Here is a 24,076-nt window from a genome sequence, read left to right as displayed (position 1 = left end):
TAAAATAATGATAGTGATGTAATTATAAATACATAAATAATTTGGGAGGCTAAATACAATGTTTGATAAAAATTATAAAATAACGGATAAAACAGTTTGGCAGGGACGCACTGATAGTGAAACCAACTATGATGCTTTTAGATGGCATCAATGTGTAAAGATAATAGATTTAAAAAGAGATGATTTAATTTCCTACACCGGTAAACTGGGATTTGCTTTTATTGGTTTTTGTTGTGATGAAGGTGTAAGGCTTAATAGTGGCAGAGTAGGGGCATCAAAGGGTCCTAAAAGTATAAGAAAAGAATTATCTAACCTTCCATGCAATTTTTCACAAGAAGTTAAACTTTTTGATGTAGGAGATATATTATGTGAAAACTGTACCCTTGATGAAAGCCAAGCTCTTCTATCAAAAGCAATCGAAAAGATTTTAAATTTAAATCTTTTTCCTATTATTTTGGGCGGTGGTCACGAAGTTGCTTTTGGAAGTTATATGGGTACATTAAATTACTTATCACAAAAAAGCCAAGAACCTAATATCGGGATAATAAATTTTGATGCTCATTTTGATTTAAGACCTTATACAAAAGTGACCAGTTCCGGAACAATGTTTAGACAAATAGCAGATATTTGTAGTGATAGGGATCTTCAATATTCTTATTTGTGCATCGGAGTTCAAAAGCACAGTAACACCATAGATCTTTTTAAAACAGCTGATAGACTTGGAGTTAAATACATGCTTGCGAAAGATATAATAGATAGTGACAGTTGGCCGCTTATGGAGGAAATAGATAATTTCATAAAATTTAAAGATTATCTATATGTAACTATATGCTCCGATGTATTTTCTACAGCTTTTGCACCAGGAGTAAGTTCGTCACAACCACTTGGTCTCGATCCTGAACGTGTATTAAAGTTTCTTAAATACATTTTAAGGTCAAATAAAGTAGTAAGTTTTGATATAGCTGAGGTTTCGCCAAGATTTGACCAAGACGACGTTACAGCAAACTTAGCAGCTGTATTGATTTTTTCTGTTATCAATACACTTTGTGAAACAAATAGTTTGTCTATCTAAAACTTGTTACATATTAATAATAAATTTGAGTTTACCAAGTCCGTGAATCAGTTTTTTATTGGTGGTGCAGGAGCTATGAGAATTAGCATTGATGTATTTTCTATATTCTTCCTGAAATTATTTTCGGACCAATTTATGGGGCACTTGCTGGTGGTCTTGTGGATACTATTTCATATATTATAAGACCTCTGGGACCTTATATTCCACTATTTACTTTAACAACAATGCTTGCAGGCTTTATTCCAGGACTAATATGGAAACACACAAAATTTACTAAAGTTGCAAAACAAGTTAAATACTATATTACTTGTTTTGCAACTTTAGGATTAATAGGAATTGTTAATACTATTGTAATATTGCTATTTCCAAAATCAAATTTAGGCAAACTTATATTTTCGCTTGGAAAGAAAACTCAATTTATTGGTATTGGACTCGAGATTATAGCACTGCTTGGTTTTGTAATTTTGGTTATTAATAATGTGATTAAAAGAAACAATAGTGAAAATAAACTATATGATAATTATATTAAAATGATTTTAGCAATAGGATTGCCTGCAATTGTAATTTCATCTATTAACACTTATTTTCTAATATTATTTATACCAGGGCTTTCTAGTGTAGGTTTTATGGTTTTATGGCTTCCTAGAATTGCAGAAACATGTCTAATGATAATAATTCAGTCGTATATAATATCTATCCTTTTAAATGTTTATGAATTGGTCTTTAGAATAGATCTTAAATGTTAATTTAGTAATAATCATTGATGATTATATTAAAAAACCACACTCCTAATAATATAGGAATGTGGTTTACAAATATCTAAATTTTTTAATACGTTGTTACTTTATACTATGCAGTTATATTTGTTGCTTCATCTCTTTTATCTTGTATCAATTTTTGCACTTTATCTGCATGCCCCTTCATTGATATAGATATGAATAAGAATACAACTAACATTGCAGCAAGGACTATTATATCTTTTGTAAATACGCCATAATCAATACCTGATATTACTTCTCTTAACCCAGATACTGCATAAGTAAATGGCATAAATGGATTTAAAACCTTAAACAAATTAGGTACAACTTCTATTGGGAATGTACCTGCACATGAAGTAAGTTGAAGAATTAATAATACAATTGATATTAATCTTCCTGCTTGCCCAAGTAAGAATACCATGCATTGAATAATCGCTATAAACACATTTGATAAGAAAATATTAAACAAGAAATACAGTAGTATATTACTTGGTCTAAGACCTAATAACATTACAGCTCCACTTGCAAGTACCGCTTGCATAGCTCCTATAGCTCCATATGATAAGAACTTACCTGCTACTACAGAAGCTGGGCTTGCTGCAATATCTGCATCTACCTTATCTGTAATTACAAAGAACATCATTAAAGCTCCTACCCATAATGATAGTGGAATGAAATATGGAGTAAATCCTTCACCATAAGTTTTAACAGGATTTATTGGCTTTTGATCCATAACTACTGGCTCCGAGAATGTCTCTCCCATAGTTTTACTATCATTTTTCAAGCTACTACTAAGGTCCTTATGGCCATCTGCAAGCTTTTTGTTAAGTTCTTTAGAACCATCTGCTAACTCTGTCATGCCACCATCTAATTTATTAGTACCATCATCTAACTTGCTTACCCCATCTTTTAGCTCAGGTAATTTGCCATTTAAAGTACTAATTCCTTTTGTAAGCTCTGCTGAACCTGCATTTAGTTTCGCCGTTCCATCTGCTAAAGCTGGCATCTTTTGACTAAATTGTGCTAGCCCTCCTGATAAAGCTCCTGAACCTACAGCTAACTTCTGCACGCCTCCAGTTAAAGTTGGAATTTTATCATTAAGCTCTGAAATTCCTCCTGATAAAGCTCCTGAACCTGCAACTAACTTTTGCACGCCTCCAGTTAAATCTGGCATTTTACCATTAAGTTCTGAAAGTCCATTCCCAAAATCACTATTCATACCATCATACAGCTGATTTAAACCTCCACTGATTTTAGCTGCACCGCCCGCTGCTGCACCTGTTTTTTCTGCGAACTCTCCAGCTCCTTTTGAAAACTCATCTGCACCTTGTGCAAATTTTTGTGTACCATTTACAAAATCTGAAGATTTCTCTTGTAATAGCTTAGATCCTTCTGCTACTCCATGAGCACCCTTTTGAAGTCCATTCATCATAGCTACGTTGTTTTCATCTGTAGCATTTTTATTTAATGCATTTAATGTAGCTGAAACGCCTTGCATATTTGCATTATCCTTTGCTTCTGGATGATCTTTAAAATATGCTTCCAGTTTCTCATTTGCTTGTTGCAATGCCACTTGAGATTTTTTACTATTATCTACTAAACCATCTACTCCGCCAGCAACTTTTGCACTGCCCACGCTAAGATCACTCATGCTATCTTTCATTTTATCATATCCACCACTAAGCTCTTTTGATCCACCATTTAACCTAGTTGATGCATCATTTAACTTAGTTGATCCATCTTTAGTTCCTGCAAGCCCTGAAGCAAGAGTTGATGCTCCTTCTTTAAGTTCTTTAGTTGGAGGTATTATTTTTTTTGTATATCCCTCATTAAGCTGTTGTACCCCTGTTACCATAATTGATACTTTCTTGTTAAGCTCCAATAATCCATTATTCAATTGGACTGCACCACCATGAAGTTTTTGTACCCCTGTTCCCATAGTTGGTACTTGGTTGTTAAGCTCTGATAATCCATTATTCAATTGGTCTGCACCACCATGAAGCTGATTTACCCCACTTACCATTGTAGGCACTTGAGCTTTAAGCTCCCCTAGCTTACTAGTTAATGTATTAGAACCCACTAGTAATTTCCCTACTCCATCCATCATTTGTGGAACATTGCTTTTAAGTTTCCCAGTTCCATCTTTTAACTGGTGCGTACCATCTTTTGCGGTAACTACACCGTCAGCGAGTTTTTTGCTTCCATCAGAAGCTTTTTTCATACCATCTTTAAGTTCATATAAACTATCAAACACTGCTGTTGCGTATTCTTTTGACATACTTTTGGTTAGTTCTGATTTAAGCTGATCTAAAACTTTACCATTGATTTGTGCTGCTAAAAAATTTCTCTTTTCATTTGCACTATATAATATAGTAGCCTGTTCTGGTTTACCTTTAGTCGAACTTAAAGCATTTTGCGAAAAATCTTCAGGAATTACGAACATGGCATAATAATCCTTTCCCTTGACTCCATCTTCAGCTTGCTCTTTTGTAACAAACCTCCAGCCTACTGCTTCCTTATCTTTAAGATTATTTACTAAATCTTGACCGTAGTTAACTTTTTTTCCGTCCTTTAAGCTTCCTCTATCTTGGTTTACCACAGCCACTGGCATATCCTTAATTCTAGCATATGGATCCCAAAAAGCATCAAGATAAAGTAAACTATACAAAAGTGGAACTATAATAATTGCTACTACCGATACTCGTATGAATCTATTTTTAAATATACTTGAGATATCTCTCCAAGCTACCTTTAAAAAGTTCATGTTATCACCTCATCCTTTATATATATAATTATTTTCTACAACAGTTTTAACAACATTAATTTATGAACTGACTAGTCAGTCATATATGTATATTTTACATTTTTTTTTCATAAAGTCAATGTATTTTTTGTTAACAAAAGAAGTAAACGTGCTCATTAATTTTATAATTTCATTTGAAATAAAAAACAGTAAGATATCCTATTATCTAGAATTATCTTACTGTGTATTTTTACTTTATTCCATTTAGTAGGTGCTCCATAAAATTATCTGTAATTTCATCTAATTTCATACTATCATTTTTAATAACATTATAAACGGCTACTGATACTAAGTTTCCAAAATACATATATGTTAAAAAAGAGGATTCACATTTTTTTATAGCTCCCTCAGCCATAGCACTTGCTAAGAATTTTTCAATATCTTCCATATACGCCTTTAGCATTCCTCTAAGTTCAGAATGTCTTATTTTCCCGCCCCATGCTTGACTCATTATAACCTTAAATAAATCCCTATTTTCATATGCCAATTTTAACTGATCCTTGGTTAGTTCTCTTAATTTACAGGTATAGTCTCCCTTCCCTGTAGTAATTTTTTCTATTTGTTGTCTAAGTAAGCTTACTCCCTCTGTAATTATGTATTTAAAAACCTCATCCTTACTTTTAAAATAATAGTACACCGTACCTTTAGCTACTCCAGCATTTGCTGAAATCTCATCCATAGTGGCTCCGTCATATCCATTAGTAGAAAAAGTTTTAATTGCAGACTGAAATATAGCTCTTTTTGTTTTATTCATTAACTCACCTCAACTTATCAATAAATTTATCTTATATAGTTATTTTAGTATTAAGGAACATTAAATCTTATTTCAAATATCTTAATCGATATTTCAATAATACTATACTATATCCCTATAAATTGAAAGTATTTTTATACATTATCTAAAATTAACTTTTCAACTTTTAGTTTTCCTAAAGTATTAAAATATACAGTATGTCATTAAATCATCTTCTGCAAAGCTGCAATTTCAACGACTTCAGAAGGAGATTTACAATTTCGCTGAAGCTTTTTTTACTGTACTAACTACCCACACTTATAGAAGTTGGGGGACTTTCCTTCTGAAATTTCGTTAACCATTCATTTCTATTTTTACCATTTATGTAATATATATTTCTGTTAAAATCAAATATTAATTTAAAAATTCAATAAATTAGATTATTTAATTGTAAATATAATGGATTAATATATTAATAATGGATATACTATGATTTATAAGTTATAAAAATTCATAATTAAAGGGTGATAATATGAGAATACCAAATCACATCGGAGTAATTCCCGATGGAAATAGAAGATGGTCGGTAGATAATGGTTTATCAAAAGACAAAGGGTATTCCTTTGGACTAGATCCTGGTCTGTCTTTGTATAAACTTTGCAAAGCTGTGGGCGTAAAAGAAATAACTTATTATGGGTTTACTACTGATAATACAAAAAGACCACCCTTGCAGAGAGAAGCTTTTGCTAAAGCTTGTGTAGATGCAGTAAAACTTTTAAGTACACAGGATGCTGATTTATTAGTAGTAGGAAATAGTGCCTCACCTATGTTTCCTAAAGAACTACTTCCTTTCACCTCACGTAGAACCTTTGGTAAAGGTGGTATGAAGCTAAACTTTCTCGTAAACTATGGCTGGGAATGGGATCTAAGTAACCTAGATCAAAACAAAAGTAGCAAGAGAAGTAATATATTTAATTGCATAAAAACTAATGATATCTCTAGAGTAGATTTAATTATTCGTTGGGGTGGAAGAAGGCGTCTTAGTGGATTTTTGCCTTTACAATCCATATATTCTGACTTTTACGTTATAGATGACTTTTGGCCTGACTTTAAACCGGAGCATTTATCAAATGCTTTACATTGGTATGATGATCAAGATGTAACACTTGGTGGTTGATATATATAAAAAAATAACTAAGTCACCTATTTTGAAATAGATATAAGTTTTTAATAGACTATATCTATTTTTTTATATGGTAAAAATGATTATTAGATTAAATCACCGATATATTTATTATCTAAAATAAAGCATACAACTAAACATTATAAGTGGCAGCTCTAGTTATATGCTCTGTGAGTCCCTGAAATACTAATCTGTAAATCTTTTATTTTGCTCAACTACCTCATATGCGTAGGCTTCATTTTTTTCTTGTCTTATGCTTCCATTATTATTAATTCCTGTAACTATTGTAGGTATGTTTACTAACTTGATGTCTGTGCCTTCAATCTCAACATACCTTTCTAATCCATCTTTAGATGATTTTTTATTACTTAGTTCTCTTGACTTCATACTCCCCACATTTCATCTCTCCTTTCAAATATTATGCTATCCATTAACAAATGCTTATATACTTAATAATTTCTAAAATATTTTATTTGCTATGCGATATTTTAATAAAAAGAGATGCTATTATTTTTGACAAAAATAAAAACGCTTATTATGCGTTTTTATTCAATGGACTTATTAATCATCACCTGCTGTGCTGCAATAACGACTTTAGAAGGATATCCGCTTTAAATTTTTCTAGTCCTATTCGTTGAATGAAATCTCCTAGTTTTTCTCCCATATTTCCATTAACCTTGTAATATTCCATTAAAATATCAACCACAATCAATACCTTTTCTTCTGTTAATTTATCTGCAATAATATCAGCTACCCTAGGGTTAAATCCACCACTACCACCTGCGACTATCATGTATCCTTCCTTGTCACCTATTATGCCTAAATCCCTAGCGTACACACTAGTGCAAGCATTCCTACAACCAGCTACTCCAATCTTTGTTCTACAAGGCATCTCCATTCCATGGTAACGCTTATCTAAAAGCATTCCAATTTTCAAGGAATTTTGTTTCGCTCTTTTGCAAAATGCTGCAGGGCACATATGAACATTTTTTACAGAGTTTAGGGATTTAACTCCTGGCTGCATACCTAATTCTTCCCACACTTTTGCAACATCTTCAGATTCTAGTCCTAATATTGCAATTCTCTGCCCTGAGGTCATTTTTAAGATTCCTTTATATTTTTCAGCTACTTCAGCTATTTTTGATAGCTGTTTTGAGGTTATAAATCCCCCCGGGATATGAGGCGTTACACCATAAGTTCTTTTTCCATCTCTTACTTTTTGAAGTACAGCATATTTAGGTTCCATTTAATTTCCTCCTATTCCATGGGGATCGTAACAACCATTAATTATTATATTGCTCTTTATGTTACTTTCTTGTGATTTGATTTGTTCCTATTATACCATTATATTCTAAACCTTTAATGAAATTATAAGTATATTCCTCATTAGAATTTTCAATAAACGCTTTAATCCATACATGTCTAAGCATGTAAAATATATTTACATCTCCATTTACCATTTCCCAATAATTTTTATGAATACAGCTTGTAGTTTCCCATTCAAATATGTCATTTTCAGATTTTATAACCCTCATTACTCTATCACAAGGCATACCTTCTAACAAATTATTATTGAGGGCGTTAAATACTTCTTCTGGCCTTCCTTGCATTTCTTTTACTTTTAAAGTTTCTCCAACAGTTTTACCTTGCTTTGCAAAACATGCTTTAGCGATAACTTCTGCTTCTTCTCCATAATTTTTAATCATTTCTGTTATTATAAATGCTGTTCTAGTTTCCACTTTTCCGATTTTATCCTGTAACCAGCCATGAATATTAGATACATCAATTATATCTTCTATATTTTTCGTGGTATCTATTGGACTTCCGTAAGCCGCTGATTTTTGGGCAACATCTTTTGCATTGTCACCGTATTCATCTATATAAACTTTTCTTAAATTTGTCTCTAAATCCTCTGCCAATAAAATTTTACTAAATAACCATGTGTGAATAGGTGCTAAAAAAGCGCTCATTATTATTCCTCCAATATCTATTTATTCTTTTATATCATCTCCTGCGGAGCTGCATTAACGACTTCAGAAGTAGATTTATACTCCCCCTTATAGCATTGGGAGACTTTCCTTGTGAAATGTCGTTAACTTATAGTCTAATAATACTATATTCAGCCAATACTTACGGTAACTTATGTTACCATAAACATATCCCTATAAATTAATTACTATTTCAGAAATGGTTAATTATATTTTAAAAAAATAAAAAGAGCATTAAAGCTCTCTTTACTAAATTAGTTTTATTATTCTTCAGCTCTTATTGCTGATTTGCGTTTTGCCTTCTTCATATCAGATGCTTCTATAGTCTGTGGTTTTTTAGGCTTATTATCTTTTTCTTTTGCTGGTGTCTTCATTTCTTTATATGGCATAAAATCACTCCTTCATAAAGTATTTTTTACTTTTAGTACAATTTTATTCATATATTTATTTTTATTTAATGTATTTTTGAGGATTTTTAGGCTCACCGTTCTCTCTTACCTCAAAATGCAGATGAGGTCCTGTGCTATTCCCGGTACTTCCTACTTCTCCTATTTTCATACCACCCTTAACTACTTCACCTTTTTTTACAGTAATGACACTACAATGTGCATATGTAGTTTCTATTCCTCCGCCATGGTTGATTTTTATCACATTACCATACCCATCCTGCCAAGCTGCATAAGTGACACTACCATCTAATGCCGCACTTATTGTTGCACCAAAACTCGCTGCTATATCAACTCCTTTATGCATTTTTCCCCAGCGCGCACCAAATCTTGAACTTATACTACCTCTTGATGGACTATTTATAGCTTCCAATCGAGGTGTTATTGGGTTATTAGTTCCTACCAATATTTCTTTGCTTTGCGCTGGCGTTATAGTATCTTCTTTTAAGACCTTTTCAGATATGATATTATTGTTAATGGCTATTACTTCGGTAGTAACCTTTTTCATTCCATCACTACCTTCACGACCTACCTTTTTAACACCATTCATTAGTTTACTTGAAGATTTTATAATTGTAGTAGGGTATATCGCTTGTTCTTTAATTATATTTCCTACTATCTTTACTGTAATTAATGGAACTTGTGCTTTATTGTTATATTTAATTAATTCCTTAATAATTTCATTATTTTCATATAAGTTTCCTGTTTTAACCTTAACCGGTTCATAACTAATTTTATTCTCTATATCTGTTTTTATTATGCTATTTAGCTTCGAACCCTCAGAATAATAATCTTTTACAGAGTTCAAAATTTCTTTCCCTTGATTTTCATTTGTTACATATGCCATTTTTCTATTATCTGATTTCATTAAAAATACGTCCACTACTACATTGGATTTTTTTAACATTACTTTTTTAAGGCTATCTCCACTTATAAACATAGCATCATCATTTACCTTTACTTTACCTAAAGTTAAACCTTTTATTGTAATTACATTCCCATATTTGGATTTAATTTCGGATTGCAATTCCTTATATGTTTTATTAAATTCATTCTTATTTTTTACAAATGTTATGGTACTGCTCCCTATACAAACTTTATAACCATAAAACCTATATACATTTAAATACACCATAGTAGCGGTAATCATAAGTGTTATAATTACCACACCTATATTCATTTTATTTCGTTTTAGAGCATTCAATATTCTACCTCCCGTAATACTTACTTAATATTACCTTTTATTGCAAATAATATACATTCTTGAAACATCTTTTTTATTTGTATCTTTCACTGTATGGTATACTATATGTTGAATAATAAAATCCCTATAGATTAATACATTATATAAATAACCAGCAATTTTGTATTTTAAAATTATATTTCTATAATTTTAAAAGAAAGGTAGTGACTTTATGAGTACTTTCATGTTTAAGAATGAAAACTATAAATATACTCCTGTGAGTAATATCTTTATAGATAAGTTTATGCCTAGAGCTAGAGGAGAATTTGTTAAAGTTTATCTTCTTGGGCTAAAATATTGTACAACTGGAGAAATAGGTGCTACCTCTTCAGTTATAGCAAATACGCTTGGACTTCTAGAAACAGATGTTGTAAATGCTTGGAACTATTGGAATGATGAGAACCTAATTAAAATGACCCCCATTGATAATATGGGTAACTTTAATGTTGAATTCTTGGATTTATTAGATGTTCCAAGTGACAATATCCAAAACATAAATTTGCTTGAGGAATTAACCAATTCTTCAATAAAAGGTATGCTCCAAGATATTGAAAAACTATTAGCCAAACCTCTTTCACCGAAAGAAATGACCATGTACCTAAGTTGGCAAAAAGATTATAATTTCCCCCCAGAACTAATCCTTTTATTAATTCAATATTGTGTATCAAAAGGTAAAGTTGACTATAGATACATTGAAACCATTGCAATTGCATGGCATGATGCTAATATTCAAAATATTGAAGGTGCTCAATCCTATATAAAAAAACATGAGGATAAATGGATAAACATCAGAAAAATCTTAAATTACCTAGGAATAAAAGCTCCAGAAATAATGAAACCTCAAGAACAAATATTAGATAAATGGATAAATGTTTATAAATTTTCTCTAGAAATTATATATAAAGCTTGCGATATTTGTTTTGATAGGCTTAGCCGCGCTGATTTTAAATATATCGATGGGATTCTAAATAGTTGGTTTAAAGACGGCATAAACTCTTTAGAGGATATAGAGAAAAAAGATAAAAAACGTTTAGTTACTAATAAAAAAACTACTGCCGGTGGAAAGCCTGCTAAGGGAAGTTTCAATGATTATGAACAAAGAGCTTATAACTTTGATGAACTAGAAAAAAAATTACTAGGATGGGATAATAATGATTAAAGGATATCAAACCAAAATATTAGCTATATATGATCGAATAAGGCAAGAAGAAGAGGCTGACTTTAGAAAAAGAAAAGTTCACATAGAAAAGACTCACCCTGAGATTATTGAACTAGATCACAAAATAGGTAAGCTATGTATAGAATTATCCATTAGTGCTTTGAAAAGTATCAACAATAGAGATGAATATTTACATTCTTTGAAAGAAAAAATAATAGATCTAAGAATGAAAAAATCTGAGCTATTAGTCTCTAATGGTTTTGATATGGAATACTTGAATTTGCATTATAGATGCACAAAATGTCGCGATACAGGTTTTATTGGAAATACTAAATGCCCTTGCTTTAAGCAAAAGGTTATAGATGTTTATTATACTAGTTCTGAACTTCAAGGTATGTTAAATACCAATAACTTTGATAATTTTAAATTAGACTACTATCCTTCTAGAAAAAGTGAACTTGAATCAGAATCTCCTAAAAAGAACATTGAAAAGATTTTATCTAGGTCTATGAGCTTTTTAAAGAATTTCAATACCACTGATGAAAATTTATTATTCTATGGAAGTTCTGGTACAGGAAAAACCTTTCTGTCTCATTGCATTACAAAGGAATTACTCGACAAAGGTTCTTTTGTAGTATATAGAACAGCCGAACAATTGATAAAGGCTTTAAAAGAAATTCGATTTAATGGCGACACCTCTTTAGAGGAACTACTAATAAATTGTGATTTACTTATTATAGACGATTTGGGCACTGAGCAAATTTCAGATTTTACTAAAACAGAAATGTTCAATCTACTTAATACCAAATTATTAAAACAAAAAAAAATGCTAGTATCTACTAATTTAACTCTTGAAAATTTATTAAATACCTATACTGAGAGAATAACCTCTAGATTAATTGGAAATTTTACACTTTGCAAATTCTTTGGAGACGACATAAGAATTAAGAAAAATTTGAGTAAATCAAAATAATATAAAAATATGCACATTAATAAAAAGCACATATTACTATAAATGCGTTTGTCCTCATGAATTACTTCTAAGACCCTCAAATGCATTTTAAGTACTATGTGCTTTTGCTATCATATTTCTTTATCTTCTATTTTGATATATAAATGAATCATATAAGAATATTATTCATTTATAATTTTCCAGCTACCTTCTCAATCTTGTCCTTCAATTTTAAAAGCTCCCTTCTTATCTCCTTAAAGTTCCCAGAAACCAATTCCTTATTTCTAACTACAATCTTCCCATTAACTATTACCGTATCCACATTCCCTGCATTAGCTGAATATACCACCGCTGAATAGTAATCATATATTGGTTGCATATTTACTGATTTAGTTTCTATTAATGTTATATCAGCTTTTTTACCGACTTCAATGGATCCCACTTTATTTTCTAAACCTAATACCTTTGATCCTCCCATTGTTGCCATTTCTACTAATTCCACTGCGGGGAATAAGCTTCTATCGTTATTATATAATTTTTGTATTTTTCCAACTAGACTCATTTGGGTGATTATGTCCATGGTGTTTCCGCTCATTGGACCATCACTTCCTAGTCCTACATCTATACCTTTTTCTCTCATTTTTAATATGGGAGCCACTCCCTTTGCTCCTTTAGCATTTGCCCCTATATTATGACTTACCTTAACATTATGCTTTTTAAGTATATCTATGTCTTGTTCCTCTAAAGTTACAGCATGTGCTGCTATAAAGTTAGAATCCAGTATTCCTAAGCTTTCTACATACTCCACTGGGGTTAGCCCTAATTCTTCCTTATATTTTTCAAATTCGAAGTCCATTTCTGCTAAATGCATAGTAAAAGGCACCTCATATTTTTTAGATATTTCATAGGCCATTTTTAAACTTTCATCACTATTGGTATAGGGTGCATGGGGTGCTATTCCTGGTGTTATTAATTCATGCCCCTTCCATTTTTCAATAAATTCTATAGAGTAATCTAATCCACCAAAGGGTTCCTCAGCATCTGGTGCTTGGAAATTTATAATACTATTACATAGTATTCCCCTCATATTTAACTCTGATGTTGCCTTTGCCACTTCATCTTCAAAGTAATACATATCACAATAGGTAGTTACTCCACCAAGCAACATTTCCGCCACTGCATATTTCGCTCCAATATAAACCAATTCCTTATTCACCAACATATTCTCTAATGGGAATAAATATCTTTTTAATCTATCCTTGCAGTCATCCGCTAAGCTTCTAAACGGAACCATAGAACCGTGGCAATGACAATTAATCATTCCTGGCATTAATATTCCATCTTCACCATCTATTATGTTATATCCTTGAAACTTATTTTCTAAATCAGCTCCACCAACTGCCTTTATTTCATCTCCCTCTATTACGAGCGTACCATTTTCTATAACTTCTTTATCCTTATTCATAGTAATTATATTTACATTCTTTATTAAAATTCTATTATCTTCTATTCCTTTTTTCATATGCTAATACCGCCAATTTTTTTATTTTATCTTTCACTACTTTCTTTAAACAATGAAACAATCTCCTGTTTTTTAACATCTATTAATCCTTTATCAGTTATCTTTAAAGCTGGACTAACTGGTAGTGATAATGTACTAAATGACATTATTTCATTCTTATGGTCATATCCCAATTCCTTCATAGCGTTTCTTATTTCTTTTAACTGCGATGCTAAAACCTCTATAGGAACATCACTTACTATTCCACCAATTGGTAATGGTGCTGAACCTAGAATGTGACCTTTATTTGCCACCGCATATCCACCTTTGCAGTTTATAACTTCATTAGCTGCCGCTATCATATCCTTAACATTTCTTCCCATGACCATAAGATTATGATGGTCATGGGCCCAAGTAGTAGCCACAGCTCCTTCTTTTATTATATTACCATCTACTATCCCAAATGCTTTACCCTTAGTTTTTCCGTATCTTTCAAAGACTACTATCAATGCACAACCCTTTATTTCCCATTGAAGTTCCCCATTTAATGATTTAATTATAACTTCTCCCTCTTCAGTGAATGTTGTATCTTGCTCCACCTTCATTGTTCTACAAATAAGTTCTCCATTTAATATAGGAGTTTCCACCTTAAAATCCTCTTCATTTAAAGAATTTAACTTTATGCTATTATAAAATTTCCTAGGAAATCCTTCTTTTTTATTTTCTTTCACCTTTACAGTTTCTTTTATGTTTATACCTTCTTTTGAATTTATTTGCGAATAACTATTCCCTTCACACTCTTCCTTATTATATATCACTTTTCCATTTTTATATACCGAGTGTATCTTAAACTCTTTAACATCTTCTAATAATATAAAGTCTGCCATCTTTCCTGGGGCAATAACTCCTCTATCTAAAAGTCCCATTCTTCTAGCAGGAGTATATGTAGATACATATATAGCGTTTTCTTCACTAATTCCCATATCCATAGCTTTCTTCACTAATTTATTTAAATGTCCACTTGTTAGCTCGTCAGCCATTACATCATCTGTAACCAAACAAAAGTGCTCATATAAATTATTATCCCTTAAATAATTCATATTTTCTTGACTCATAGATTTCTCTTGTATTTCTAAAAACATTCCACCACTTATTTTTTCTTCTATAGATTTTAAACTCTGCTGAGTATGATCTCCATCCACCCCCCTATATATGTACATAGCTAAATCTAACCCTTCAATCTTAGGACAATGACCTTCTATTGGAAAATTATTCTTTTCTCTCTTGATTAGATTTATAATCCTATTTATATTAGAATCATCCTCTTCTATTAAATCCTTAAAATTCATTACCTCTCCTAAACAAATAACCTTCGGGTATGCTAAAAGCTCACCAACTTCTTTATCACTTATAAATCCCCCTGTGGTTTCAAACTCCTTTGATGTTGATGGTACTGAGCTTGGTATTCCATAAAATATATCTATTTTTTCCTCTTTACTTATAAAAGCTATTATCCCCTCCACACCAAAAACATTAGCAATCTCATGTGGATCAGCCACCACCGTAGTTACTCCATGTGGTATAACAGCCTTAGAAAACTCACTGGGAATAGTCATCGAACTCTCTATATGCATATGAATGTCAATAAGGCCAGGGATCATATAATTCCCATGTCCATCTACAACTTCTTTACCACTTAATTTACCTTCATATTCTTTGCCTATATATATAAATTTTTCATCCATTATTGCTACATCTGCATTAATGAATTTCTTAAAATAACTATTATACACTCTGATATTTTTAACTATTAATTCAACTTCCATAATACACCTCTTTAATATATATTTATCTATTCAAATTATGCAGGCTTATTTTTTACTTTTATACCTGAATTTAAAAAATAACTAGTCTCAATCATAAAGATTTTGACTAGTTATTTATTTAATCTATATAATTAGTTCATAATTCTATTCCAAGTATCTATCCATTCACTCATTAATGGATTAACCACTTTATAATCTATAGTTTTAGCATTTTTTACTGTTGGTCCATAGGTTAAATTTTTACTTTCCTCTTCAGTCAAAGAAACCTTTTTATTTACTGGTGATTCACTTAAATTCTTAGCACCTTTATATTGAATCTCTTCACTTAAAACATAATTTATAAACTCATAAGCTAAATCTTTATTATCTGAATTCTTATTTATGTTTATTGAATTAAGGTTTAAATATCTTCCTGACTCTGGAGTTATAAGCTTTATTTCTGGTGATGCATTAGTAATCATTTCATAAGCAAAGTCAGCTGTTACCGCTACTGTTATTTCTCCACTAGCAAACATATTAGATAGGTCTGAAGATTTACTATAAGTTTTAACTACATTAGGCTTTAATCTTTGTAATTCTTTAAATGCAGCTACACCCTTGTCTTTAGATACATCTACTCCTGCTTTTTCTGCTGCTATATAAAGCATAGCTGGACCAAAGGTTGTTGTTATATCTGGTATAGCTATTTTACCCTTTAGTTCAGGCTTCCATAAATCTTCCCAAGAAGTTATTTCAAACTCTACTTCCTTTGGATTAACAGCTATTCCTATGCTGTTTAATGCATATGCTGGTCCAAATCCATCTTTTATTGTTCCTTTGCCCTTATCTACTACATTTTCACTATTAGGAATTTTACTGTAGTCAAGCTTTTCAAATACCCCTGCCTTTATTCCTTGCTCAGCATAGCTCTCAGCTAAGTATATTAAGTCTACTGTTGACTTTGGGTTGTTTTTAAGTTTTGTTAATCTATCAGAGTTATTACCTGTTTCTAATACTATTTTAACTCCATGCTTTTCTTCGAAAGGTTTAAGTACATTTTCTGTTAGCTTGTCTTCATTTAACCCAAAAGTTGAAATTACAAGTTTCTTTTTTTTACCCGAGGCTGAAGATCCACCACTACATCCAACAAATACAGTTGCTAGCAATCCTAACGCTACCGTTACTACCAAATATTTTTTTAACATATCCATTCCTCCTAATTTGCTCAAATTAATAATATCCATTTCAGCTTATACTAATACTATTTTATTTTCAGGTAAGTAAAGATTTATTTTATCTCCTTGAGAATAAACTACATCATTTTGGCTATTTACAACTAAATTTCCCACAGTGGTATTTACATTATACTGATATGATTTCCCTAAGAATGTTCTTATTTCTACAGTTCCCTCTATAGTATTTGACGCTTCTATTGATGCTATAACTATATCATCTGGTCTTATTGTACCTTTAACTTCTGCCTTGTCTATTTTAGGATTTTCCACACTAAACTTTAATCCTTTATTACTTTCATATAATCCATCTTCTACCTTTGTTAAATCTATAAAGTTTTCAAATCCGACAAATCTAGCAACAAACTCTGTGGAAGGATTTGAGTAAATATTTTCTGGAGTATCAAATTGCTCTATTACACCTTTGTTCATTACCGCCACTTTATCTGATATAGAGAAACACTCCTCTTGGTCATGGGTAACAAATAAAGTAGTAATGCCTAAGCTTTGTTGAAGCTTTCTTATTTCAACTCTCATCTTCAATCTAAGCTTCGCATCTAAGTTGCTTAAAGGTTCATCTAAAAGTAATAGACTTGGCTCTATTACTAACGCTCTAGCTGTTGCAACTCTCTGTCTTTGTCCTCCCGAAAGCTCCTTTGGATATCTTTTAGCATATTGATTCATATCTACTACTTCTAATATATCTTTTACCTTTTTCTTTATTTCATCCCTTGATATCTTCTTCATTTTTAAACCAAATGCTACATTTTCTTCTACTGTTAAGTGCGGAAATAATGCGTAGCTTTGAAATACTAATCCGAAATTTCTATTATGAACAGGTATTTTTGTATAATCCTTGCCTCCTAGCATAAACGTTCCATTGTTTGGCTCTATAAATCCAGCAATTACTCTTAATGTTGTAGTTTTACCACATCCACTAGGTCCTAAAAGAGATACAAGCTCCCCTTTTTTAATGCTTAAATTAAAATTTTGTAATATATTGTCTTTTCCATCATATGATACTGCTATATTTTTCAAGTTTATTAAATTCATGTGTTACCCCCACGTTTATTAGCATTATTTAAGGCCTATTACGAACATATTTCGCCTAAGAAAGACTATCTAATCCTAAAGTTTTTTCTACTATAAACATTATTCCAATTGTTATTAACATTAATATAACTGATAATGCTGATACGGTTGGATCATAGTTATACTCTACATAACTCATCATACTAATTGGCAAAGTACTTACTCCTGGCCCTGTTAAAAATATTGATACAGGCACATTGTTAAAGGAGTTTATAAATGCTAACATAACCGCTGCTATAATTCCTGAAGTTATATTTGGCATAACTACCTTAAAAAAAGTATTTATTTTTGTATAGCCAAGACTCATTGCAGCCTCTTCTATTGAATAATCAAATACCTCTAAACTTGAACCAACAACTCTAATTATGTAAGGTACTATTACCAATGTATGACCTATAAATAAACTCATGTATACTGAAAATTCTAATTTTATTACTAAAAACTGAAATAATGCAAAACCAACAACCACTCCTGGTATTATTAATGGTGAAAAGAAAAAACTCTTTAAAACACCCTTTCCTTTGAAATCAAATCTGCTTAATCCGTAAGCTGCCGGTATTCCAATTAACAGTGCTAATACTGTAGACCCACAGGATACTAAAAAACTTACAAACATTGTATTCATAAACATATCTGATTGAAATACATTTGCATACCACTTAATGCTAAACCCCTTTGGTGGGAATGCAATATAACTTTCTGTTCCTATACTTGTTAACGCTATAATTACTAATGGTGCTAGTAAAAATATATATACTAATGCTACGAATATAGTAAGTAATTTGCTTTTTTTGCCTTTCATGTTATAATCCCCTCTTATCTAATCTAGACGCTAATAAGTTTATTCCTTTTATAACCAATAATGTTGTAACTATCATTATTGTTGCAACAACAGACGCCGCTTGCCAGTCACTTAAGGTCATCGCTTCTTGATAAATTAATGTGGCTAACACTGTATTTTTATTACCACCTAATAACTGTGGTGTAGTATAAGCAGTAAGTGCTCCTGTAAATACAAGGACTGTTCCAACTATTAATCCCGGTAAACTCAGTGGGAATATAACCTTAAAGAAGGCCTTCACTTTATTAGCTCCTAAACTTTCCGCTGCTTCTAATAAGTCATTATCTATATTTTCTAAAACTCCTACTAAAGAAATAATCATTAGCGGTGAAAATAAATAAACTGTACCAACTATGATTGCGCCTTCAGTATACATCATAGTTAAAGATTCATTAATAACGCCTAAGCTAAGTAACACTTTATTTATAACTCCATTTTTACCTAAAATACTCATCCAAGCAAAAGAACGAACAATTGAATTTGTAAGAATAGGGAATATGGTTAATGCCATGAATAACCCTCTAATCTTCTTTGAGGTTCTAGACACAAAATATGCTGTTGGAACTCCAATAACCACGCATATTGCAGATGATATTAAAGCAATTCTTAATGTTCTATAAAATATCTGCAGCGTATACTTATCTCCAAAGAAATTTAAATAATGATCTAAACTAAAGCTTCCATTAATACTAAAAGTAGGAATTATAGTACTAACTAAAGGTACTATAAGAAAATAAGCTAGTAATATTAAACACGGTACAAATAATACGTAAGTCCATTTTTTCTTCATAGGTTTAACTCTCCTAAAATTTTATCTTAATGATATTTTTGTTCGGTATATATAATTTATATTTATTTCACAAAACCAATAATGTGGCAAAATATTGATATTCGTCCAAAAAATACGAACATTAATTTATTTTAATTGCTTATTATATGTGTTTATGCTACTATAACGATCGAATGTTGTCAATATTTTTATTTTTTCAAGACAAAAAATCAAATCACTCTAAATACATTTTGAATCTTAATTTTCCATCAAATATGCCGGACGTAAAAAAAGTCCTAAACAAATGTTTAGGACTTTTTTGGAGCTGGCAATAGGAATTGAACCTACAACCTGCTGATTACAAGTCAGCTGCTCTACCGTTGAGCCATGCCAGCAAAAATGGCGACTCAAAAGGGATTCGAACCCTCGACCTCCGCCGTGACAGGGCGGCACTCTAACCAACTGAGCTATTGAGCCATATATGGTGGGAACAACAGGGTTCGAACCTGTGACCCTCTGCTTGTAAGGCAGATGCTCTCCCAGCTGAGCTATGCTCCCATATATGTTTTAATGGTGACTCCTAGGGGAATTGAACCCCTGTTACCACCGTGAAAGGGTGGTGTCTTAACCGCTTGACCAAGGAGCCTTATTATTTTTCAATGATTCTTTTGATAAGAATCAAACTTATAAATTAGATGTTCTTTTATTAAACTATAACAGTTTAGTAAAAATGGCGACTCAAAAGGGACTCGGACCCTCGACCTCCGCCGTGACAGGGCGGCACTCTAACCAACTGAGCTATTGAGCCATATATGGTGGGAACAACAGGGTTCGAACCTGTGACCCTCTGCTTGTAAGGCAGATGCTCTCCCAGCTGAGCTATGCTCCCATATATGTTTTAATGGTGACTCCTAGGGGAATTGAACCCCTGTTACCACCGTGAAAGGGTGGTGTCTTAACCGCTTGACCAAGGAGCCATACTAATTTGTCACTTTATTTATTATGGGCTTACGTCTTGCAACCCGACATAAACTATAATACCTAATTTTTCTTAAAGTGTCAACATATTTTCTTATTTTTTTTATTATTTTTTTTCGCAAAACACTCAAATCCAGTTAAATCAACGGTTCCCCTTATAGAATTTTTTTTATGTTTTTTTGAAAATAACTACTTTTACTAAACAATCACAAACAAATTCTATGGTTACTTATAAAACAAAATAAAAATTCATTTTCATCCTACTGATTTTAGGGTAAGATTATATGTAACCACTTTATAATCTAAAAATATTTTTTCTCGAAAGGAGAGATTTTCTTGAAACATTCTCTTATAATAATTGGCGGAGGTGCCTCTGGTTTAACCTCTGCTTTAATAGCAAAAGATTTTGGTATAGATGTAGCAATAATTGAAGGAACCGACAGAGTAGGTAAAAAAATACTAACTACCGGTAACGGTAGGTGTAATATCAGTAATGTACATATAAATAATGATAGATATCACAGTGAAAATCCAAATTTCGCAGGTTATACGCTAGATTCTTTTACCATAAAGGATACTATAAATTTTTTCGAGTGTTTAGGAATACCTTTAGTTACAAAAGATGGTGGTAAAATGTTTCCTATGTCATTGCAAGCCTCATCAGTACTTGATATACTACGCTTTGCTATAGACGAAAAAAAAATTCCACTATATACAAATACCAAAGCTAAGGAGATTATTAAAACAAATAAGGGTTTTAAAGTTTATAGCACAGATAATTCTACATATGAATGTGAAAGGTTGATTATTGCGACCGGTGGTAAATCAGCTCCTAAAACGGGTTCTGACGGTTCCGGCTATTCATTGGCTAGGCAATTAGGTCATAGTATAATCTCTCCTGTACCAGCCCTTGTACAGCTTAAATTAAACTATAATAAACTAAAGGCTCTATCTGGAGTAAAGTTTGATGGCTTTGCGGAAATATTTATAAACGATAAATATGTTCAAAAGGAATTCGGAGAAATACTTTTCACAGATTACGGCATTTCTGGTCCTCCTATTCTTCAGCTTAGTAGAACTGCATCTTATGGTTTATCTAAAAATAGCAAGGTTTCTTTAAGTATTGATATGCTACCAAATATTAGCTACGAAGATCTAAAAGCATTTTTAAATAATCATTGGTCAGTATTCCCAAGTCGCTGCGTTCATGATTCATTCATCGGAATAATCAACAAGAAGATCATTCCAATAATTTTAAAAGAAGCAAATATAGATGACATTCATAAGCCTTGTTGCGATTTGGCCTCAAACGAAAAAAATGCTCTATATACTTTGCTAAAGCGATATCAATTTGATGTTTCAGGTACTAATTCTTTTGCAAATGCTCAGATAACTGCAGGAGGCATTAATACAAAAGAAATTAATCCCGAAACCCTAGAATCTAATATTACTAAGAATTTATTCTTTGCGGGAGAAATATTAGATGTAGATGGCGATTGCGGTGGTTTTAACCTTCAATGGGCATGGAGTTCTGGTGCTATTGCCGGCATCAACGCCTCCAAATAAAAAATAAGAGTTTGAAACGTGAAAGTTGATTAAGAAATTCTAATATTTTGTAAATGTAAAATGCTCTAATGCTCACATTCGGCATACTGCCGGTTTGCTGGCCTTCCTTCCAGGAAGTCTCACGAGAATTTTATATTTACAAAACAAGAATTTCTAAATCAACTTTCAATGTTTCTGCACTTCTTATTTCAATTCACGTCCAGAGAAATTTCATACTATATCGTACATACTAAGATGTATCTAAGAGGTATGTCGAATAATACAAAAACTACTTGTGATTAACGATTTTCTTATATCCAAGTACTTTCTAAGAGAGTCAGCTCAGTTCCCTCTTCATTTATAATTTTATGTCTACATATTATCTTATCTTCTTCTCTTATAACCTGCGTGCTTACCTTTATGGTCTCTCCGTATGTTGTTTCCTTGATGTAAGTTACCTTAATATTCCTTAGTTCGTAGTTTAATACTATATCCTTAGGAACTGTTTCTAAAGCCCAAGCAACATATTTAACATTATTTACGTGCATATTCGTGTCAATATCACTATACCTAACTTGAAAGTTTTTCTCGCTATGCACTGTAGTTATTGGTACTATATCCTCAATGTCTATGGGTGTATTATTGCTATCATCTATACCATAAGCCTCATACATATCTTTCGTAATCCTTATTGGTCTTCTTCTGTCTGTATTTATTAAAATCCACACAGAACTCGCATGTCCTATTTTATTCCCTTTCATATCAATAATTTCATATTTCCTGTATGCATAAAATTTATTGAAAGAATGTGCAAAAGTTCTAATCTTTATAGTTTCATTTAATAAAGGATACGACTCCATTGTTATGTCCCATTTATATAACACCCAAGCTGATTTATTCTCTTTAAGATGTTCTATGCCAACTCCAAGCACTTCACTTTGATACATTGCCATATCACCAAGATAATCTATAATGCTTGTCATCAAAGCTCTTTTATGAATATCTACTTCATAATAATGAATATTATAATCTCTATCTGTAACCTCTGGCATTTTGCCCATAATACCCCTCCTATATTTCTCATGAGTACATAATATAATAACTATTAATTTCTACGCTTCTTAGTTTTCTTCATACTTAAAATAATACCAAACTAAACCAACACAGTAAACATTAACTGTATAGTATTAACATAAAGTTTGTTAAATTTTTATTTATCTATGTAATTATTATCAAAATAGTGTTAAAATATTGTTGTCAGTATTCATTATGAAACTGAACTATAAATAAGGATTATGAATAGGACGACTTATATCCTTATGGAATAAGAGCGGGGGGAACACATGATTAATAATAATTCTATTAAACTTAGAAGAATAAAAACAAGTGAACTTACAACTATTGGTATGCTATCAGCTATTTGCATCGTACTTGGTTTAACTGGATATGGCTTTATTCCACTTCCTGGTGCCAAAGCTACTATCATGCACATTCCCGTTATTATAGGATCAATAATAGGTGGCCCTATGGTAGGAATGACTATTGGTTTAATATTTGGGATGTTTAGTATTATGCAAAACATAACAACTCCCAATTTACTCTCTTTTGCTTTTATAAATCCTTTAGTATCTGTATTACCAAGGGTTCTTATTGGTCTTACTTCTTACTATGTTTATAAACTAATCCACGTTAAAAATGATAGCCTAAGGATTGGACTCGCGACCGTTGTTGGTTCGCTAACTAACACTTTTGGGGTTCTTACTATGATATATGTTTTTTATGCGGCTAAATTCGCTGCTTCTAAGGGCATAGATCCATCTATTGCTGCAAAGACTATTTATGGTATAGGTATAATAAATGGTGTTCCAGAGGCCATCATAGCTACTGTAATTACAATACCTGTTATCCTCGCCATTAAGAAAATAAAGAAAAGATAAAAAAATAAAAAAACAAGACACTTAGCAAATGCTAAGTGT

Annotated in this window: 21 protein-coding genes and 7 tRNA genes; 7 read left to right on the top strand and 21 right to left on the bottom strand. The window is 31.7% G+C overall.

The window, feature by feature from the left end:
- The first annotated feature begins 58 nt into the window (after positions 1-58).
- Positions 59-1,072 (top strand): formimidoylglutamase, encoded by a 1,014-nt coding sequence (gene hutG, locus KTC92_RS13020; RefSeq protein WP_216302141.1) that lies wholly within the window; start codon positions 59-61, stop codon positions 1,070-1,072.
- Between the two features lie 95 nt (positions 1,073-1,167).
- Positions 1,168-1,818: an ECF transporter S component gene (locus KTC92_RS13015; protein ID WP_220286284.1), complete on the top strand. Its 651-nt coding sequence runs from the start codon at positions 1,168-1,170 to the stop codon at positions 1,816-1,818.
- Between the two features lie 103 nt (positions 1,819-1,921).
- Here the strand turns inward: KTC92_RS13015 and KTC92_RS13010 are convergent, their stop codons facing one another.
- Both KTC92_RS13010 and KTC92_RS13005 read right to left on the bottom strand, forming a co-directional pair.
- Positions 1,922-4,594 carry a YhgE/Pip domain-containing protein gene (locus KTC92_RS13010; protein ID WP_220286223.1) on the bottom strand — a complete coding sequence of 891 codons (2,673 nt, stop codon included), beginning with the start codon at positions 4,592-4,594 and terminating at the stop codon, positions 1,922-1,924.
- 229 nt (positions 4,595-4,823) lie between these two features.
- Positions 4,824-5,387, bottom strand: a complete 564-nt coding sequence (locus KTC92_RS13005; protein WP_220286222.1) for a TetR/AcrR family transcriptional regulator — start codon at positions 5,385-5,387, stop codon at positions 4,824-4,826.
- A gap of 511 nt (positions 5,388-5,898) precedes the next feature.
- On the opposite strand from KTC92_RS13005, the gene KTC92_RS13000 reads away from it, so the two are divergent.
- A complete protein-coding gene (locus KTC92_RS13000) occupies positions 5,899-6,543 on the top strand; it encodes an undecaprenyl diphosphate synthase family protein (protein ID WP_216302144.1) in 645 nt (214 codons plus the stop codon).
- Between the two features lie 192 nt (positions 6,544-6,735).
- Here KTC92_RS13000 and KTC92_RS12995 read toward each other — a convergent pair whose 3' ends face one another.
- The 5 genes from KTC92_RS12995 to KTC92_RS12975 form a co-directional block, all read right to left on the bottom strand.
- Positions 6,736-6,945: a hypothetical protein gene (locus KTC92_RS12995; RefSeq protein ID WP_216302145.1), complete on the bottom strand. Its 210-nt coding sequence runs from the start codon at positions 6,943-6,945 to the stop codon at positions 6,736-6,738.
- A gap of 172 nt (positions 6,946-7,117) precedes the next feature.
- Positions 7,118-7,795, bottom strand: a complete 678-nt coding sequence (locus KTC92_RS12990; protein WP_220286221.1) for an NAD(P)/FAD-dependent oxidoreductase — start codon at positions 7,793-7,795, stop codon at positions 7,118-7,120.
- A gap of 61 nt (positions 7,796-7,856) precedes the next feature.
- Complete coding sequence (locus KTC92_RS12985; protein ID WP_216302147.1) at positions 7,857-8,519, bottom strand: hypothetical protein; 663 nt, start codon at positions 8,517-8,519, stop codon at positions 7,857-7,859.
- Between the two features lie 281 nt (positions 8,520-8,800).
- Complete coding sequence (locus tag KTC92_RS12980) at positions 8,801-8,926, bottom strand: hypothetical protein (RefSeq protein WP_258280600.1); 126 nt, start codon at positions 8,924-8,926, stop codon at positions 8,801-8,803.
- 61 nt (positions 8,927-8,987) lie between these two features.
- The gene (locus KTC92_RS12975; protein WP_216302148.1) at positions 8,988-10,187 is read right to left on the bottom strand and encodes a M23 family metallopeptidase; all 1,200 of its coding nucleotides are present in this window, start codon (positions 10,185-10,187) and stop codon (positions 8,988-8,990) included.
- A 211-nt stretch (positions 10,188-10,398) separates the two neighbouring features.
- On the opposite strand from KTC92_RS12975, the gene KTC92_RS12970 reads away from it, so the two are divergent.
- Entirely contained in the window at positions 10,399-11,385 is a 987-nt protein-coding gene (locus tag KTC92_RS12970) for a DnaD domain protein (protein ID WP_216302149.1), read from the top strand.
- Positions 11,378-12,358, top strand: coding sequence for an ATP-binding protein (locus KTC92_RS12965; RefSeq protein WP_216302150.1), 981 nt, complete (start codon positions 11,378-11,380; stop codon positions 12,356-12,358). Before KTC92_RS12970 ends, KTC92_RS12965 begins: the two co-directional genes overlap by 8 nt.
- Positions 12,359-12,527: 169 nt before the next feature.
- On the opposite strand, the gene KTC92_RS12960 is transcribed toward KTC92_RS12965, so the two are convergent.
- From KTC92_RS12960 to KTC92_RS12900, 13 genes are all read right to left on the bottom strand, one after another.
- Positions 12,528-13,859, bottom strand: coding sequence for an amidohydrolase (locus KTC92_RS12960; protein ID WP_220286220.1), 1,332 nt, complete (start codon positions 13,857-13,859; stop codon positions 12,528-12,530).
- 26 nt (positions 13,860-13,885) lie between these two features.
- Entirely contained in the window at positions 13,886-15,664 is a 1,779-nt protein-coding gene (locus KTC92_RS12955; protein ID WP_220286219.1) for an adenine deaminase C-terminal domain-containing protein, read from the bottom strand.
- Positions 15,665-15,795: 131 nt separating this feature from the next.
- On the bottom strand, positions 15,796-16,848 hold the full coding sequence (locus tag KTC92_RS12950) for an ABC transporter substrate-binding protein (protein ID WP_216302153.1): 1,053 nt from the start codon (positions 16,846-16,848) through the stop codon (positions 15,796-15,798).
- 45 nt (positions 16,849-16,893) lie between these two features.
- Complete coding sequence (locus KTC92_RS12945; RefSeq protein ID WP_216302154.1) at positions 16,894-17,928, bottom strand: ABC transporter ATP-binding protein; 1,035 nt, start codon at positions 17,926-17,928, stop codon at positions 16,894-16,896.
- 55 nt (positions 17,929-17,983) lie between these two features.
- Positions 17,984-18,769, bottom strand: a complete 786-nt coding sequence (locus tag KTC92_RS12940) for an ABC transporter permease (RefSeq protein ID WP_165411814.1) — start codon at positions 18,767-18,769, stop codon at positions 17,984-17,986.
- Position 18,770: 1 nt separating this feature from the next.
- Positions 18,771-19,598: an ABC transporter permease gene (locus tag KTC92_RS12935; protein ID WP_216302155.1), complete on the bottom strand. Its 828-nt coding sequence runs from the start codon at positions 19,596-19,598 to the stop codon at positions 18,771-18,773.
- Between the two features lie 299 nt (positions 19,599-19,897).
- Positions 19,898-19,972: transfer RNA gene (locus KTC92_RS12930), tRNA-Thr, on the bottom strand.
- A 5-nt stretch (positions 19,973-19,977) separates the two neighbouring features.
- Positions 19,978-20,054: transfer RNA gene (locus KTC92_RS12925), tRNA-Asp, on the bottom strand.
- Between the two features lie 5 nt (positions 20,055-20,059).
- Positions 20,060-20,135, bottom strand: a tRNA-Val gene (locus tag KTC92_RS12920).
- Between the two features lie 13 nt (positions 20,136-20,148).
- Positions 20,149-20,223: transfer RNA gene (locus KTC92_RS12915), tRNA-Glu, on the bottom strand.
- 85 nt (positions 20,224-20,308) lie between these two features.
- A tRNA-Asp gene (locus tag KTC92_RS12910) sits at positions 20,309-20,385 on the bottom strand.
- 5 nt (positions 20,386-20,390) lie between these two features.
- A tRNA-Val gene (locus KTC92_RS12905) sits at positions 20,391-20,466 on the bottom strand.
- Between the two features lie 13 nt (positions 20,467-20,479).
- Positions 20,480-20,554, bottom strand: a tRNA-Glu gene (locus KTC92_RS12900).
- 337 nt (positions 20,555-20,891) lie between these two features.
- On the opposite strand from KTC92_RS12900, the gene KTC92_RS12895 reads away from it, so the two are divergent.
- The gene (locus KTC92_RS12895; protein ID WP_216302156.1) at positions 20,892-22,121 is read left to right on the top strand and encodes an NAD(P)/FAD-dependent oxidoreductase; all 1,230 of its coding nucleotides are present in this window, start codon (positions 20,892-20,894) and stop codon (positions 22,119-22,121) included.
- A gap of 290 nt (positions 22,122-22,411) precedes the next feature.
- Here the strand turns inward: KTC92_RS12895 and KTC92_RS12890 are convergent, their stop codons facing one another.
- Positions 22,412-23,161 carry an acyl-[acyl-carrier-protein] thioesterase gene (locus KTC92_RS12890; protein ID WP_253198110.1) on the bottom strand — a complete coding sequence of 250 codons (750 nt, stop codon included), beginning with the start codon at positions 23,159-23,161 and terminating at the stop codon, positions 22,412-22,414.
- A 282-nt stretch (positions 23,162-23,443) separates the two neighbouring features.
- Between KTC92_RS12890 and KTC92_RS12885 the strand changes: the two genes are divergently transcribed.
- Positions 23,444-24,037, top strand: coding sequence for an ECF transporter S component (locus KTC92_RS12885; protein ID WP_165411817.1), 594 nt, complete (start codon positions 23,444-23,446; stop codon positions 24,035-24,037).
- Positions 24,038-24,076 lie beyond the last annotated feature (39 nt).

The organism is Clostridium sp. CM027 (assembly GCF_024730565.1).
Classification (GTDB): domain Bacteria; phylum Bacillota; class Clostridia; order Clostridiales; family Clostridiaceae; genus Clostridium_AD; species Clostridium_AD estertheticum_B.
This window is presented reverse-complemented; position numbering and strand designations above follow the sequence as displayed.